This window comes from Paraburkholderia phymatum (genome assembly GCF_040965635.1).
Taxonomy (GTDB): domain Bacteria; phylum Pseudomonadota; class Gammaproteobacteria; order Burkholderiales; family Burkholderiaceae; genus Paraburkholderia; species Paraburkholderia phymatum_B.
On sequence record NZ_JBFRCH010000014.1, the window covers coordinates 116,912 to 131,026 of the forward strand.

Below are 14,115 nucleotides of genomic sequence, written 5' to 3' on the forward strand. Positions count from 1 at the left end.
CCACGCACGGTCAATTCGGGTTTCGTTCAAGCGACATCGGGGCAGGTTTGGCGCGGTTTCGCACGAAGCACTACCCCGGACGGCCGACGTTCTTCCCATCCTCAACGGCGCGATGCCGGGCGACTGGTTTGACTGCTATCATTCCGCCTTTCATCGGATCGGCGCAGCACGGGCAGCCATTCACGCTGCGCCGCATGTCACGCATACGGAATAAGCCTGGCCTCACGCGCGCCCCGGGCAACTCGAATTAACCATGGATGTCATTGTCATCGGCGGCGGGATCGTCGGCGTCGCCACCGCCTACCAGCTTCGCGCGGCGGGTCATCGGGTGTGCGTCGTCGAGCGGCACGCCACGGTCGCGCAAGGCGCCACGTATGGCCACGGCGGCACGCTGCTGCCCACGCCCCTCGATGTCTGGTTCGGCCCGACGTTCATGCAGCATCGCCAGGCGGCGAAGAGCGGCGTGATCAAGAAAACGGGTTTCAACGGCCCGGTGCGCGAATTCATCCGCAAGGTCTCCACGCTTGCCGAGCCCGACGCGTTCAAGAAGCAGTTTGCGCTGCTGCGTCCGCTGATCGAATCGGCGCGCGAATCGCTCGACGACATCGAACATCACTTCAACCTCGAATTCGAGCAATCGAAGGGTCAGCTGTACCTCGTGCGCGGCGCGCAGGACTGGGAGCTGACGGAGCCGGCGCTCGAACTGCTGCGGCAATTCGAAGTGCCGCATCACGTGCTGAGCCCGCAGGAATGCCAGGGCATCGAGCACTCGATTCCGCTCGAGCCGCACTTCGCCGGCGGCGTGCTGATCGAGGACGAAGGCACGGCGAATTGCCCGCTGTTCGCGAAGCTGATCAAGCAGACGCTCGACGCGCAAGGCGGCGTACAGTTCCAGTGCGGCCGCGAAGTGACGGGCATCCGGCTCGACAACCAGCGCGCAGCCGTCGAACTGGCGCCCGCGAGCGGCGAATCGGCGCGCTCGCGTGAAGTCGACGTGATCAGCGCGGATGCCGTCGTCGTGGCGGCGGGCGTCGGCAGCCTCGCGCTGCTGGAGAAGCTCAGGCTTGATCTGCCGCTGCATCCGCTGCGTCTGCACAACCTCGTCGCGCCGATCGCGCGCGAGGAATTTGCGCCGCACACGACGGTGATCGATGCCGTCAAGCGCATCACGATCACGCGCAGCAATCACCGGCTGCGCATCGCCGGCGGCGCGGTGCTGCAAAGCGCGAGCCAGACGAAGCAGCCGCTGCCCGAACCGCTGACGAAAGAAGCGCTCGCCCTGCTCGGCCAGGCGACGCACGACTGGGTGCCGGGCTCCGCGCGCATTTCGGCGGCGCTGCCTTGGGAAGGCGTGAAGCTGTTGTCGCCGGATGGCTTGCCGGTGACGGGCAACGCGCTGCATCCGCGCCTCTTCGTGAACGCCGGGCATGGGCCCGTCGGCTGGGGCCTCGCGTTCGGGACAGGCAAGCTGATCGCAAGCCTCGTGTCGGGCGCGCCGTCCGAACTGCCGCCCGATACGATCGCGGCACTCCGCCCGGAACGCTTCGGCGAATAATCGGGACAGTCACTCGTGCTACGCCATTGCGCGTGCTGGCATCGGCACGCGCAATGCCACTACCATGAACGTACTCCGTCGCTATCGACGCCCCCTACGTTCTCCGATAGGCTGCCATGACCGATGCCACGCTTCCCGCCCAGCACTCGATCCTCGTCAATCCCCATGACCGGCCGCTCGCGCTCCTGAGCGTGGCCGAGCTGCGCGCGCTCGAAAAGAGCGCCGAAGCCGCCTTGCCCGCCCATACGCTGATGGGCCGCGCGGGGCACGCGGGCGCCCGTTTCCTGCTCGAACAGTTTGCGCATGACGGTTCCGTCGATGCGCGCCATCCCGTGTGGCTCGTCGCGGGCCCCGGCAATAACGGCGGCGATGCGCTCATCGTCGCGGTTGAGTTGCAGCGGGCGGGCGTCGCGGTGGAAGTCTGCATGCCCGTCGACGTCAAGCCCGACGACGCCCGCTGGGCACTGGCCGAAGCGCGCGCGGCGGGCGTGCCGATCTCGGGCGCAGTGCCGGCCTCACTGGACGGCTACGGGTGGGTCGTCGACGGGATGTTCGGCATCGGGCTCGCGAGGCCGCTGGAGGGCGTTTACGCGTCGATCGCGCAACAGCTGTCGGCGCGCGCGACGACGCATGGCCGTGTCCTCGCACTCGACGTGCCGAGCGGGCTCGATAGCGACACGGGCAATGTCGTCGAAGGCGGCGTCGCTGTGCGCGCGACCCATACCGTCACGTTCATCGGCGCGAAGCCGGGTTTTTTCATGGCGTTGGGGCGCGATCTCGCAGGCGAGGTGACGGTCGCGCCCATCGGGGTCGAAGCGCCTCATGAGCCGGGGGCCCGGCTGAACGCGCCCGCCCTGTTCGTTCCGCACTTCCCGCCGCGCGATTACTCGACGCACAAAGGCACGTTCGGCAGCGTTGCCGTCGTGGGCGGCGACACGGGCATGTGCGGCGCGCCAATCCTCGCCGCGCGCGCGGCGCTGTACGCGGGCGCTGGCAAGGTGCATGTCGCGTTTCTAGGCTCCGGCAGTCCGCCTTACGATCCGCCCCATCCTGAGCTGATGCTGCATCGCCTCGACGATCTGCCGCTCGACCAGATGGACGCGTTGTCGATCGGCTGCGGGATGGGCAAGCGCGAGCGGGCTGTCGAGGTGCTGCGCAACGTACTGCCGCTCGACGCACCGAAGCTGTTCGACGCGGATGCGCTGAACCTCATCGCTGCACACGCCGATCTGGCGAATGCCGTGAAGCAGCGCGGCGCACCCAGGACTGGACCGACGAAGGGATCGGCCACCGATCCTTGCGTGCTGACGCCGCATCCGCTCGAAGCCGCGCGTCTGCTCGGCACGGACGCGAAAGCCGTGCAGAGCGACCGCCTCGGGGCCGCGCGCGCGCTCGCCGCGCGCTACTCGAGCGTCGTCGTGCTGAAAGGCACGGGTACGGTGATCGCCGCGCCCGATGGCCGCGTCGCCGTCAATCCGACGGGCAATGCAGCGCTGGCGACGGGCGGCACGGGCGACGTGCTCGGCGGACTGATCGGTGCGCTGCTCGCCCAGCGCCTGCCTCGCTATGAAGCGGCGCTCGCGGGCGTCTATCTGCACGGACTCGCCGCCGACGCGCTCACCGCCCGCGGCGAAGGCCCGGCAGGACTGACAGCCGGCGAACTCGCGCCGATGGTGCGCAAACTGCTGAACCGGCTCGTCTATCCGCGACGGGACTGACCGCTTACGGGCGTGCGCTCCGGCGTCCCGTGCATGCGTCCGGGAAACATCCTGCTCATGCTTCCCTTTATCTGGCGTACCGGCCCCATGGATGCCGGCTGTCATCCGGGACCGCTATACTGGTTGACTGCGTCGGTCGGCCAGGCTTCGGCCGCGACGCGAACTGCAGACGCCCGCTGACGGGGCACGAGGCGCGCCGCCGCGCATCCGGCGACCGTACCGCTCAGCCGACTGCGCGTCCGCAGATCCCTTCCGGCACGCACGATGCGCGGCCGGCCACTCGTTTTCCTTCGTTAGACGGACGGTTATGACTCTGAACTCGCTCCCCGCCTGGAACTCGCTGCAAACACACTACGGACAGATTCGCGATGCGCGCCTGCGCGACTGGTTTGCACCCGAGAACGATCCCGCGCCGACGCGCGCCGAACGATTCACGCTTGCCGGCGGCGGTCTTGCAGCCGACTTTTCGAAGAACCGCATCACCGACGAAACGTTGCAACTGCTCGTGCAACTCGCGCGCGAGGCGAACGTCGAAAAGCGCCGCGACGCGATGTTCGCGGGCGACATAGTCAATCCGACGGAAGGACGCGCGGTGCTGCATACGGCGCTGCGCGCGAGCAGCCCGACGGCGCCGTTCTACGGCAAGGTGCAGGCCGAGCGCGCGAAGATGGCCGCATTCGCCGACAAGGTCCGCAACGGCGACTGGAAGGGCTACACGGGCAAGCGCATTCGCCACGTCGTCAACATCGGCATCGGCGGCTCGGACCTCGGACCGAAGATGGTCGTGCACGCGCTGCATCGTCTCGCGACGCCGGACATCTCGACCCATTTTGTCTCGAACGTCGATGGCGCGGATCTGTATCGCGTGCTCACGCAGATCGATCCCGAGGAGACGCTCGCCATCATCGTCTCCAAGACCTTCACGACGCTCGAAACGATGACCAACGCGAACTCGCTGCGCGACTGGTTCATCGAGAAGGGCTGCCCGCAAAACGAACTGGCGAAGCACTTCGTCGGTGTGTCGGCGAATCCCGCCGAGGTCGTCAAGTTCGGCATCGCGCAGGACAACGTGTTCGAGATGTGGGACTGGGTGGGTGGGCGCTATTCGCTGTGGTCGGCTGTCGGTCTGTCGATCATGATCGCTATCGGCCCGAAGCAGTTCGACGAACTGCTCGCGGGTGCGAACGATATGGACGAGCATTTCCGCAGCGCGCCGCTCGAGCGCAATCTGCCCGTGCTGATGGGTATGATCGGCATCTGGTATCGCAACTTCTTCGGCTCGCAGAGCTATCTGGTCGCGCCGTATTCTGAAGCGCTGCACTATCTTCCGTCCTATCTGCAGCAGCTCGAAATGGAAAGCAACGGCAAGCAGGCGTGTCTGGACGGCTCGTTCGTCAGCTACGACACCTCGGCCGTCACGTGGGGCGAGCCCGGCACGAACGGCCAGCACGCGTTCTTCCAGATGCTGCACCAGGGGCCGACCATCGTCCCGATCGACTTCGTCGCCGTGCTGACGCCCGAGCACCCGCTCGCCTCGCATCATCCGAAGCTGCTCGCTAACTGTTTCGCGCAAAGCGAAGCGTTGATGCTCGGCCGCACGCGCGAAGAAGCCGAGAAGGTCGCAGGCCCGGACAAGCCCGAGCTCGCGCCGCACATCATGTTCCCCGGCAACCGCCCGACCACGACGCTGCTCGTCGACGCCCTCACCGCCCGCTCGCTCGGCGCGCTGATCGCGCTGTACGAACACAAGGTGCTGGTACAAGGCACGGTGTGGAACATCAACTCGTTCGACCAGTGGGGCGTCGAGCTGGGCAAGATTCTCGGCAAGGTCGTCGAGGCCGATCTCAATGCGGCGAGCGTCGATGAGAAGAAGCACGATTCGTCGACATCGGCGTTGATCGCGCGTGCGCGTTCGGCGTTGAAGCGCTGAGCGGGCATCGCCAGTCACACAAACGCGAACAGGCCTTTGATCTCAAAGGCCTATTTTGTTTTTGTGCCTTGGTTGAGGCGGGTTTCGATGCAGTTGCAGCTGCGCTCAGATCAGGCGCCCTGCTTCGATCGTTATCGTCGTATCGCAGCGGCGCGCCAGTTCGACATCGTGCGTGACCAGCACGAGCGTCGCGCCGTTTGCGCGGTTCATCTCGAACATCAAGTCGATGACGGCGTGCCCCGTCGCGGCATCGAGGCTGCCCGTCGGTTCGTCGGCGAAAAGAATGGCCGGATGGGTCGCGAATGCGCGCGCCAGCGCCACGCGTTGCTGTTCGCCGCCCGACAGCAGCTTCGGATAGTGACGCATCCGCTCGCCCAGCCCGACTTGCGTGAGCAGCGTCCGCGCGCGTGCATTGACGTCGCGCGGCGACAGATCGCCTTGCAGTTCGAGCGGAAGCGTGACGTTTTCGAGCGCCGTCAGATGTGGCATCAACTGGAACGACTGGAACACGAAGCCGACCGAACCGTTGCGCAACGCGGCGCGGCCGTCTTCGTCGAGTTCCGTCAGTTCGCGGCCGAGCAGACGAACCGACCCCGATGTCGCGCTGTCCAATCCGGCAAGCAGTCCAAGCAGCGTAGACTTGCCCGAGCCCGATGCGCCGACAATCGCCACGCGGCTGCTGGCTCGAATCGACAAATCGATGTTGTCGAGGATCGTCAACTCGCCTGTCGCGTCCTTAACCCTCTTGCACAAACCCCGCACTTCGATGACTGGATCGGTTTTCTTTGGCATGGTGAAGCGTAGGTTGAAAGTGCGCGCCGCTGCGTCGATTGCGGCACTGACCGGGGCAGGTGTTTGCCTCGCCTTCGCCGCGACTTTTTGCGCGTACGCCCAGGCCGCAAATAGCGCAAACGCCGGCGCCAACTCCGCCGCCACGGCCGCGACGGCAGGCACCAACACGCAGCAGTCGAAGCCGACGATCGTCGTGCTCGGCGACAGCATTTCCGCCGAATACGGGCTGCCTCGCGACACCGGCTGGGTTTCGCTGATGCGTCGGCGTCTGTCGAGTGAGCGGATCGATTATAACGTTGCGAATGCGAGCATCAGCGGCGACACCACGAGCGGCGGGCGCGCACGCCTGCCCGCGTTGATGCAGCGTCTCAAGCCCGCCATCGTGATCGTCGAGCTCGGCGCCAACGATGCGCTGCGCGGCGTCCCGCTCGGTACGACAGAGGACAATCTTCGCACGATCATCAAGGAAGCCCAGCAGGGTCACGCGAAAGTCCTGCTGATCGGCATGTACGTGCCGCCCAATTACGGCCTCGACTACACGCAAAAGTTCCACGGGCTGTACGGCGAGCTGTCGAAGCAGTTGCGCGTGCCCCTCGTCCCATTTCTTCTCGCCGGAATCGAAAACAAGCCGGACATGTTCCAGTCGGATCAGATCCATCCGACGCAACAGGCACAGCCCCTGCTCCTCGACAACGTGTGGCCGGCGCTGAAGCCGCTGCTCCACACCACGTCCCAATGAACGCGCGTCCGGCGCGCCGACAACTCGTTTCGAATTATGGGAAACGTGACCAGGCACGTCATCAGAGGGACTGGCCTGATTTCGACTACCGGCTCGACTCGAGCGATTTCTGGAAGGAGATAACGTGAAATACTTACCGCTTGTCGCTATGGCTGTCGCCATCTCCGCTTGCGCCGCGCAGCCCGCCGGCGTGCAGTCCGTCGGCACCAGCCAGCAGCCACCGAGGGCTGTCGGCCAATGCATCGCGAAGAAGTGGGCCGACAAGTCGCAGCAGCAAGTCGTGGCGCAAGACACATTGGCCAACGACCAGGCACTGGACGTCTACGTCCCCGGCCAGCAGCCTCCGAACGGCGCCGCCGCGATTGTGCGTCCGAACTATCGGGGCGCGGGCACGTGGGTCGGGTTCCGCGCCGCGGGCGGCGCAGGCAGCGACGCAACGGGCGACATCAGCGCCTGCCTGTAACGGCCTCGCTTGCGCTCGTCACGAAACGAAAAAAGCCCCGCGTGTGCGGCCGCGGGGCTTTTTGCTGTCTGCATGAAGCGGCCTGGAACGGCCTCATGCGTCGATCGAAGCGGGCTTACTCGCCCGACTGGTTGCTTTCGAGCGAGCCGTACATCTTCACCTTCGATCGCTCGCGCAGCGCGTCGAGATAGGCTTCCGCTTCGGCCTGCGCGTTCACCGATGCAATCTGCTGCTGCGCAGCCGCGAGACGCTTCGAATCGGTCGGAGCAGGCGGAACCACGGCATTCACGCGATAGATCACGTAACCGTCGGCACCGAGATCGACGCCTACGTAAGCCGGCAACTTTTGGGCATCGGCCTTGTAAATTGCACCCAGTGCAGCAGCCGGCACGCCCTGCGCGTCGTTGCGCGACACTTTCAGCGAAGACGAAAAGCCGTCCGTCGACTTCGATTTCTGAAGATCGGCCAGCTTCACTTCGCCTTCCTTGCGCGCCAGGTCGGCGGCCTGCTGTACCACGAGCTTCTGACGCACGGCATCCTTGATCGCGGCGAGCGCGGGCACGGCGGCCGCTTTGTAGTCGGTCACATGTGCGGCAACCAGCGTGTTGCTGCCGACGTCGATGGCCTGCGTATTGTTGCGGTCCTTCACCGAATCGTTCGCAAAGACGGCAGACAGGAACTTCGCGCTGTTCAGCGGGCTATCCGGCGGCAGCGCGGTGTTGGCCTTCGGCGTGACCGTCGCGGTCTGAATCTGTAGCTTGTACTTGTCCGCGGCCGGTTGCAGGCTCTTCGCCTGTTCGTAGACGGTCGACGTGAAACCTTCCGAATCGTCGCTGAATGCCTTGGCCGCCAGCTGCGTCTTCAGGTCCTTCGCAATCGAGTCCTTCACTTCGTCGAAGGGCTTCGTCACCGACGGCTTCACGTCCGTCACCTTGACGATGTGATAGCCGAAGTCCGACGGGATCAGGTCGCTGATCTCATCCTTCTTCATCTTGAAGACGGCGTCATCGAACGCCTTGCCGCCCGCGATCATGCCCGGGCCGAAATAGCCCAGATCGCCGCCCTTCGATGCCGAACCCGGGTCTTGCGAATCCTGCTGCGCGATCTGCGCGAACTGATCCGGATGCGCCTTCACCTGCGCGAGAATCTGCTGCGCTTTCTGCTTCGCCTTGTCCTTGTCAGCGGCGCTCGCGTCCTTCGGCGCCGCGATCAGGATATGGCTCGCGCGCACTTCGGCCGTCGTGCGGAAGTGCGCGATGTTGTCGTCGTAGTACTTCTTGAGATCGGCGTCGCTCGGGTTCGTCGACGCAGCGAGCGCGGCGGGCGACATCACGAGGTATTGGATCGTTGCCGTCGCGGGCGTCGCGAAGTCGTTGCTGTGCGCGTCGTAGTACGCCTGGATTTGCGCGTCGGTCGGCTTCACCTTCGACTCGTACTCCTTCGCGTGGAATGCGAGACCCTGCACTTCGCGCTGCTGCTCGGCGAGTTCGGTCAGATGCTGGGCGAGTGTCTTCGGCGTGAACGACGTCTGCGTGATCACAGCCGGCAACTGCTGCATCGCCATGCCGTAGCGGACCTGCTCCTGATATTGATCGGGCGTGATGCCCTGCATCGCGAGGAGTTCTTTGTATTTGTTCAGGTCGATCGACCCGTCGGGGTTCTTCAGCGAACCGATTATAGGGTCGGCCAGCAGTGCGCGGCGCAGCGCATCGTCGGAGACGGTCAGATGCAGGCGTTGCGTTTCGTCGGCGAGCACGCGCTGTTGAATCAGGCCATCGAGCATGTCCTTGCGACGCTCCGGCGTGTCGAACACCTTCGAGTCGAACTGGGCGCCGAGCATCTGACGCGCGCGGTCCATTTGCTGGCGCCACGCGTTGTCGAATTCGGCGCGCGTGATCTTGTGACCGTTAACGCTTGCGACGTTCGTGCTCTCGTCAAAGAAACCGCGAAAGCCTTGGATACCCACAAAGCCCAAGCCCGGCAGAATGACCAGGATGAGCATGAACATCATCAGACGTTGGTGATTGCGGAAGAAATCGAGCATGCTTGAGGAGGCAATAGTCAGGTGCCAAAAACGGAACGCCCGATAGTACAACAGCGGGCAATAAAAAAGGCGAACCGGGGTTCGCCTTTCTAGGATACTGGCGGAGTGGACGGGACTCGAACCCGCGACCCCCGGCGTGACAGGCCGGTATTCTAACCGACTGAACTACCACTCCTTTTGCTGCATATGCTGCAGCGTGTCACTTCAATCTGGAACTGGTGGGTGCTGAGAGGCTCGAACTCCCGACCTACGCCTTGTAAGGGCGCCGCTCTACCAACTGAGCTAAGCACCCGCTCCGAGATTGCCGCCGCCTGATTGCTCATGTCGATTTGCACCGACAAAGTCATCAAGCAGCGAGCCGATTAGTTTAACGCATCCTTGAGCGCTTTGCCAGGCCTAAATTTCGGGACCTTGGCCGCCTTGATCTTGATCGCCGCACCCGTGCGCGGATTGCGGCCCGTGCGAGCCGTGCGCTTGCCCACGGCGAACGTGCCGAAACCGACCAGCGTGACCGAACCACCCTTTTTCAACGTGCCTTTGACGCCACCGATCACGGCATCCAGCGCACGGCCCGCTGCCGCTTTCGAAATGTCGGCCTGCTGTGCGATGTGATCGATTAATTCCGTTTTATTCATTTAAAGCCCCCGAGTGTGTAGTTGGGCAATCATGAAAGCGCTAAGCGCCCGGTTAGCTGCGGCACGGCATAATTTGCCGGCCACTCATTAGAATGGGCCGAAACCCTTGTGTCAAGCGGGGTTGGGCCTGATTCGAAGGGTGCGTCGAAGGCTTGTCGATGACAAAATCTTGCAAAGGAACCGATGCAGATGCAACGAATCCGGCCGGTTAAAAACGGTATTCACGAGAGCGCATACGAAAAAACGTTTGCGCAGTTTCTTCGGGATATGCAAATAAAAAACCCGCGGACCAAGCCGCGGGTTTTCGCTTGCTGAGAAGGCCGGCTGCCGTCAGCCGACCAGATTGCCTAGTGCTTCACGACATCGCTGGCGCCGGCATCCTTCGATTCGCCGACGGGCGCGGCCGCCTTCGGCTCTTCTTCAAGCAACGGCGACGGCACACGTTCGAGCGCCAATTCGAGCACCTTGTCGATCCAGCGGACGGGAACGATCTCGATCGCGTTCTTCACGTTGTCCGGAATCTCCGTCAGATCCTTGACGTTTTCTTCCGGGATCAGCACGAGCTTGATGCCGCCGCGATGCGCTGCCAGCAGCTTTTCCTTCAGCCCGCCGATCGGCAGCACTTCGCCGCGCAACGTGATTTCGCCCGTCATCGCGACATCCGCGCGCACGGGGATACCCGTGAGCACCGACACCAGCGCGGTCGTCATCGCGATGCCGGCGGACGGGCCGTCCTTCGGCGTCGCGCCTTCCGGCACGTGGATGTGGATGTCCTGCTTTTCGAACGCTTCGTCCTTGATGCCCAGACGGCGCGAACGCGAACGCACCACCGAGCGCGCGGCTTCGACGGATTCCTTCATCACGTCGCCGAGCGAACCCGTGCGGATCACGTTGCCCTTGCCCGGCATCACGGCGGCTTCGATCGTCAGCAGATCGCCGCCGACTTCCGTCCACGCGAGGCCCGTGACCTGACCGATCTGGTTTTCCTTCGCCGCCAGACCGAAGTCGTACTTGCGCACGCCGAGGAACGTGTCGAGGTTGTTGCCGTCGACCGTGACGACGTTGTCCGCCTTCTTCAGCAGTAGCATCTTCACGACCTTGCGGCAGATCTTCGATATTTCACGCTCGAGCGAACGCACACCCGCTTCACGCGTGTAGTAGCGAATGATGTCGCGGATAGCGGCTTCCGTGACTTCGATCTCGCCAGCCTTGAGGCCGTTGTTCTTCTTCTGCTTCGGCAGCAGATAACGTTGCGCGATGCTGACCTTCTCGTCTTCCGTGTAGCCCGACAGGCGGATCACTTCCATCCGGTCGAGCAGCGGCGGCGGGATGTTCAGCGAGTTCGACGTCGCGACGAACATCACGTCGGACAGGTCGAAGTCGACTTCGACGTAGTGGTCGGCGAACGTGTGATTCTGTTCCGGATCGAGCACTTCGAGCAGCGCCGATGACGGATCGCCGCGGAAATCCATCCCCATCTTGTCGACTTCGTCGAGCAGGAAGAGCGGATTGCGCACGCCGACCTTGGTCAGGCTCTGCAGGATCTTGCCCGGCATCGAACCGATGTACGTACGACGGTGGCCGCGAATTTCGGCTTCGTCACGCACGCCGCCCAGCGCCATGCGCACGAACTTGCGGTTTGTTGCGCGCGCAATCGACTGCCCCAGCGACGTCTTGCCGACGCCGGGAGGCCCGACGAGGCAGAGGATCGGCGCCTTCACCTTGTCCACGCGCTGTTGGACAGCGAGGTACTCGAGAATGCGTTCCTTGACCTTTTCGAGTCCGAAGTGGTCTTCGTCCAGCACGCGCTCCGCATTCGTGAGGTCGTTGTTGACCTTGCTCTTCTTGCGCCACGGCAGGCCGATCAGCGTATCGATGTAGTTGCGCACGACCGTCGCTTCCGCCGACATCGGCGACATCAGCTTGAGCTTCTTCAGCTCGGCGTCGGCCTTCTTCTTGGCTTCCTTCGGCATGCGCGCGGCCGTGATGCGCTTCTCGAGCTCTTCGAGATCGGCACCCTCTTCGCCTTCGCCCAGTTCCTTCTGGATCGCCTTGACCTGTTCGTTCAGGTAGTACTCGCGCTGGCTCTTCTCCATCTGACGCTTGACGCGCCCACGGATGCGCTTTTCCACCTGCAGGATGTCGATTTCGGCTTCGAGTTGCGCGAGCAGATGCTCGAGCCGCTCGATGACCGGGAACATTTCGAGAATCTGCTGCTTCTGGTCGAGCTTGAGCGGCAGATGCGCGGCAATGGTATCGGCGAGACGCCCGGCTTCGTCGATGCCCGACAGCGACGTGAGAATTTCCGGCGGAATCTTCTTGTTCAGCTTTACGTACTGGTCGAACTGCGACACGATCGCGCGACGCAGCGCTTCCGTTTCGGCGCTGTCGGCGTGGTCGGGCTCGAGCGGCATGACTTCGCACGAGAATTGCGTTTCCTGCTCTTCGACCGTCAGCGTTTTCGCGCGCTGCAGGCCTTCGACCAGCACCTTCACGGTGCCGTCGGGCAGCTTGAGCATTTGCAGGATGTTCGCGACACACCCTACTTCATACATGTCCTTTTCGGTCGGCTCGTCTTTGGCCGCCGTTTTCTGAGCGACAAGCATGATGTGCTTGCCGCCTTCCATCGCGGCTTCCAACGCCTTGATCGACTTCGGGCGACCCACGAAGAGCGGAATCACCATGTGCGGGAAGACGACTACATCACGCAGCGGGAGCAGCGGAAGTGTGACGCGTTCCGGCGGGAGGAGTTGGGTTCCTGACATTTCATTTCCCCATGAGTGGAATCAGTTTGTTCGGTAGTTGAGGCCGCATAAAACGATTGCAAGCCTTCGCGTGTGGGAAAAGTTCAGTGACTCCAGAAAAACATTCCGTCCTGACGACACGATAAACGAAAAAAGCCGTTCACGCGCCATGAACGGCTTTTTTTCAACCATCGGGAAGCCGATCAATTCGAGCCCGCCACCTTCGGAGCGTCTTCGTAGATCAATAGTGGCTTTCCGTCACCATCAATAACATTGTCGTCAATAATGACTTTGCTGACGCCCTTCATTGCCGGCAGTTCGTACATGACGTCGAGCAACGCCTGTTCCAGAATCGAACGCAAGCCACGTGCCCCCGTTTTACGGCGGATCGCCTTGCGCGCAACGGCCTGCAACGCAGCCGGACGGATCTCCAGCTCGACACGCTCCATGTTGAACAGCTTGTGATACTGCTTCACGAGCGCATTCTTCGGTTCGACCAAAATCTTCATCAGCGCGGCTTCATCGAGCTTGCCAAGCGTCGCCACGACGGGCAGACGTCCGATCAGTTCTGGAATCAGGCCGAATTTGATGAGATCTTCCGGCTCGACTTCGCGCAGTACTTCGCCCGCGTCGCGATCCTGCTTGCTCTTGACGCTCGCGCCGAAACCGATTCCCGTTTTTTCCGTACGATCGACGATGACTTTTTCGAGGCCGTCGAACGCGCCGCCGCAGATAAACAGGATATTGGTCGTATCGACCTGAATGAAATCCTGATTCGGATGCTTACGGCCACCTTGCGGCGGCACCGACGCCATCGTGCCCTCCACCAGCTTCAGCAGCGCCTGCTGCACGCCTTCGCCCGACACGTCGCGAGTAATCGACGGGTTATCCGACTTGCGGCTGATCTTATCGATTTCGTCGATGTAGACGATGCCGCGCTGCGCCTTGTCGACTTCGTAATTGCAGTTTTGCAGCAGCTTCTGAATGATGTTTTCGACGTCTTCGCCGACGTAGCCGGCCTCCGTCAGCGTGGTCGCGTCGGCGATCACGAACGGCACATTCAGAAGGCGTGCGAGCGTCTGGGCGAGCAGGGTCTTGCCGGAGCCCGTCGGGCCGATCAGCAGAATGTTGCTCTTCGACAACTCGACCTCGTCCTTCTTGTCGAGATGCTTGAGACGCTTGTAGTGGTTGTACACCGCGACCGCGAGAATTTTCTTCGCGCGTTCCTGCCCGATCACGTATTGATCGAGGATTTCGCGGATTTCCTGGGGACTTGGCAGGTCGGACTTGGACAGACCTGTTTCCAGACCCGCGCCCGCTGCTTCGTCGCGAATGATCTCGTTGCAAAGGTCGATACATTCATCGCAAATGAATACCGACGGGCCAGCAATCAGCTTTTTGACTTCGTGCTGACTCTTACCGCAGAACGAGCAATACAACAGCTTTTCGCTGTTAGAACCTTTTTTGTCCGCCATAGATGTGTGAGCCTCCGGAC

10 protein-coding genes and 2 tRNA genes are annotated in these 14,115 nt (G+C 62.8%); 5 read left to right on the plus strand and 7 right to left on the minus strand.

What is annotated here, in order from left to right; translation table 11 throughout:
- Positions 1–253 precede the first annotated feature (253 nt).
- The 3 genes from AB4Y32_RS23110 (at position 254) to pgi (ending at position 5,203) form a co-directional block, all read left to right on the plus strand.
- Entirely contained in the window at positions 254–1,555 is a 1,302-nt protein-coding gene (locus tag AB4Y32_RS23110; RefSeq protein ID WP_368723572.1) for an NAD(P)/FAD-dependent oxidoreductase, read from the plus strand.
- Between the two features lie 116 nt (positions 1,556–1,671).
- Positions 1,672–3,273 (plus strand): NAD(P)H-hydrate dehydratase, encoded by a 1,602-nt coding sequence (locus AB4Y32_RS23115; protein WP_368723573.1) that lies wholly within the window; start codon positions 1,672–1,674, stop codon positions 3,271–3,273.
- 307 nt (positions 3,274–3,580) lie between these two features.
- Complete coding sequence (pgi, locus tag AB4Y32_RS23120) at positions 3,581–5,203, plus strand: glucose-6-phosphate isomerase (RefSeq protein ID WP_368723574.1); 1,623 nt, start codon at positions 3,581–3,583, stop codon at positions 5,201–5,203.
- 105 nt (positions 5,204–5,308) lie between these two features.
- On the opposite strand, the gene AB4Y32_RS23125 is transcribed toward pgi, so the two are convergent.
- Positions 5,309–5,995 carry an ABC transporter ATP-binding protein gene (locus AB4Y32_RS23125; RefSeq protein ID WP_368723575.1) on the minus strand — a complete coding sequence of 229 codons (687 nt, stop codon included), beginning with the start codon at positions 5,993–5,995 and terminating at the stop codon, positions 5,309–5,311.
- Between AB4Y32_RS23125 and AB4Y32_RS23130 the strand changes: the two genes are divergently transcribed.
- A complete protein-coding gene (locus AB4Y32_RS23130) occupies positions 5,994–6,734 on the plus strand; it encodes an arylesterase (RefSeq protein ID WP_368723576.1) in 741 nt (246 codons plus the stop codon). The two genes, AB4Y32_RS23125 and AB4Y32_RS23130, sit on opposite strands and share 2 nt — an antisense overlap.
- Positions 6,735–6,858: 124 nt before the next feature.
- Complete coding sequence (locus AB4Y32_RS23135; protein WP_368723577.1) at positions 6,859–7,197, plus strand: hypothetical protein; 339 nt, start codon at positions 6,859–6,861, stop codon at positions 7,195–7,197.
- A 115-nt stretch (positions 7,198–7,312) separates the two neighbouring features.
- On the opposite strand, the gene AB4Y32_RS23140 is transcribed toward AB4Y32_RS23135, so the two are convergent.
- From AB4Y32_RS23140 to clpX, 6 genes are all read right to left on the minus strand, one after another.
- Positions 7,313–9,241: a SurA N-terminal domain-containing protein gene (locus AB4Y32_RS23140; RefSeq protein WP_368723578.1), complete on the minus strand. Its 1,929-nt coding sequence runs from the start codon at positions 9,239–9,241 to the stop codon at positions 7,313–7,315.
- 98 nt (positions 9,242–9,339) lie between these two features.
- Positions 9,340–9,416, minus strand: a tRNA-Asp gene (locus tag AB4Y32_RS23145).
- A 41-nt stretch (positions 9,417–9,457) separates the two neighbouring features.
- A tRNA-Val gene (locus AB4Y32_RS23150) sits at positions 9,458–9,533 on the minus strand.
- A gap of 70 nt (positions 9,534–9,603) precedes the next feature.
- Positions 9,604–9,876, minus strand: coding sequence for an HU family DNA-binding protein (locus AB4Y32_RS23155; RefSeq protein WP_007585907.1), 273 nt, complete (start codon positions 9,874–9,876; stop codon positions 9,604–9,606).
- A 347-nt stretch (positions 9,877–10,223) separates the two neighbouring features.
- Entirely contained in the window at positions 10,224–12,641 is a 2,418-nt protein-coding gene (lon, locus tag AB4Y32_RS23160; protein ID WP_368723579.1) for an endopeptidase La, read from the minus strand.
- A 182-nt stretch (positions 12,642–12,823) separates the two neighbouring features.
- A complete protein-coding gene (gene clpX, locus AB4Y32_RS23165) occupies positions 12,824–14,095 on the minus strand; it encodes an ATP-dependent Clp protease ATP-binding subunit ClpX (RefSeq protein WP_368723580.1) in 1,272 nt (423 codons plus the stop codon).
- Positions 14,096–14,115: the final 20 nt, after the last annotated feature.

Excerpts from the sequence above, each read along its gene's own strand:
- pgi (WP_368723574.1), top strand. The coding sequence starts at position 3,581 with ATGACTCTGAACTCGCTCCCCGCCTGGAACTCGCTGCAAACACACTAC.
- AB4Y32_RS23155 (WP_007585907.1), bottom strand. The coding sequence starts at position 9,876 with ATGAATAAAACGGAATTAATCGATCACATCGCACAGCAGGCCGACATT.
- AB4Y32_RS23130 (WP_368723576.1), top strand. The coding sequence starts at position 5,994 with ATGGTGAAGCGTAGGTTGAAAGTGCGCGCCGCTGCGTCGATTGCGGCA.
- clpX (WP_368723580.1), bottom strand. The coding sequence starts at position 14,095 with ATGGCGGACAAAAAAGGTTCTAACAGCGAAAAGCTGTTGTATTGCTCG.
- AB4Y32_RS23140 (WP_368723578.1), bottom strand. The coding sequence starts at position 9,241 with ATGCTCGATTTCTTCCGCAATCACCAACGTCTGATGATGTTCATGCTC.
- AB4Y32_RS23110 (WP_368723572.1), top strand. The coding sequence starts at position 254 with ATGGATGTCATTGTCATCGGCGGCGGGATCGTCGGCGTCGCCACCGCC.
- lon (WP_368723579.1), bottom strand. The coding sequence starts at position 12,641 with ATGTCAGGAACCCAACTCCTCCCGCCGGAACGCGTCACACTTCCGCTG.
- AB4Y32_RS23115 (WP_368723573.1), top strand. The coding sequence starts at position 1,672 with ATGACCGATGCCACGCTTCCCGCCCAGCACTCGATCCTCGTCAATCCC.
- AB4Y32_RS23125 (WP_368723575.1), bottom strand. The coding sequence starts at position 5,995 with ATGCCAAAGAAAACCGATCCAGTCATCGAAGTGCGGGGTTTGTGCAAG.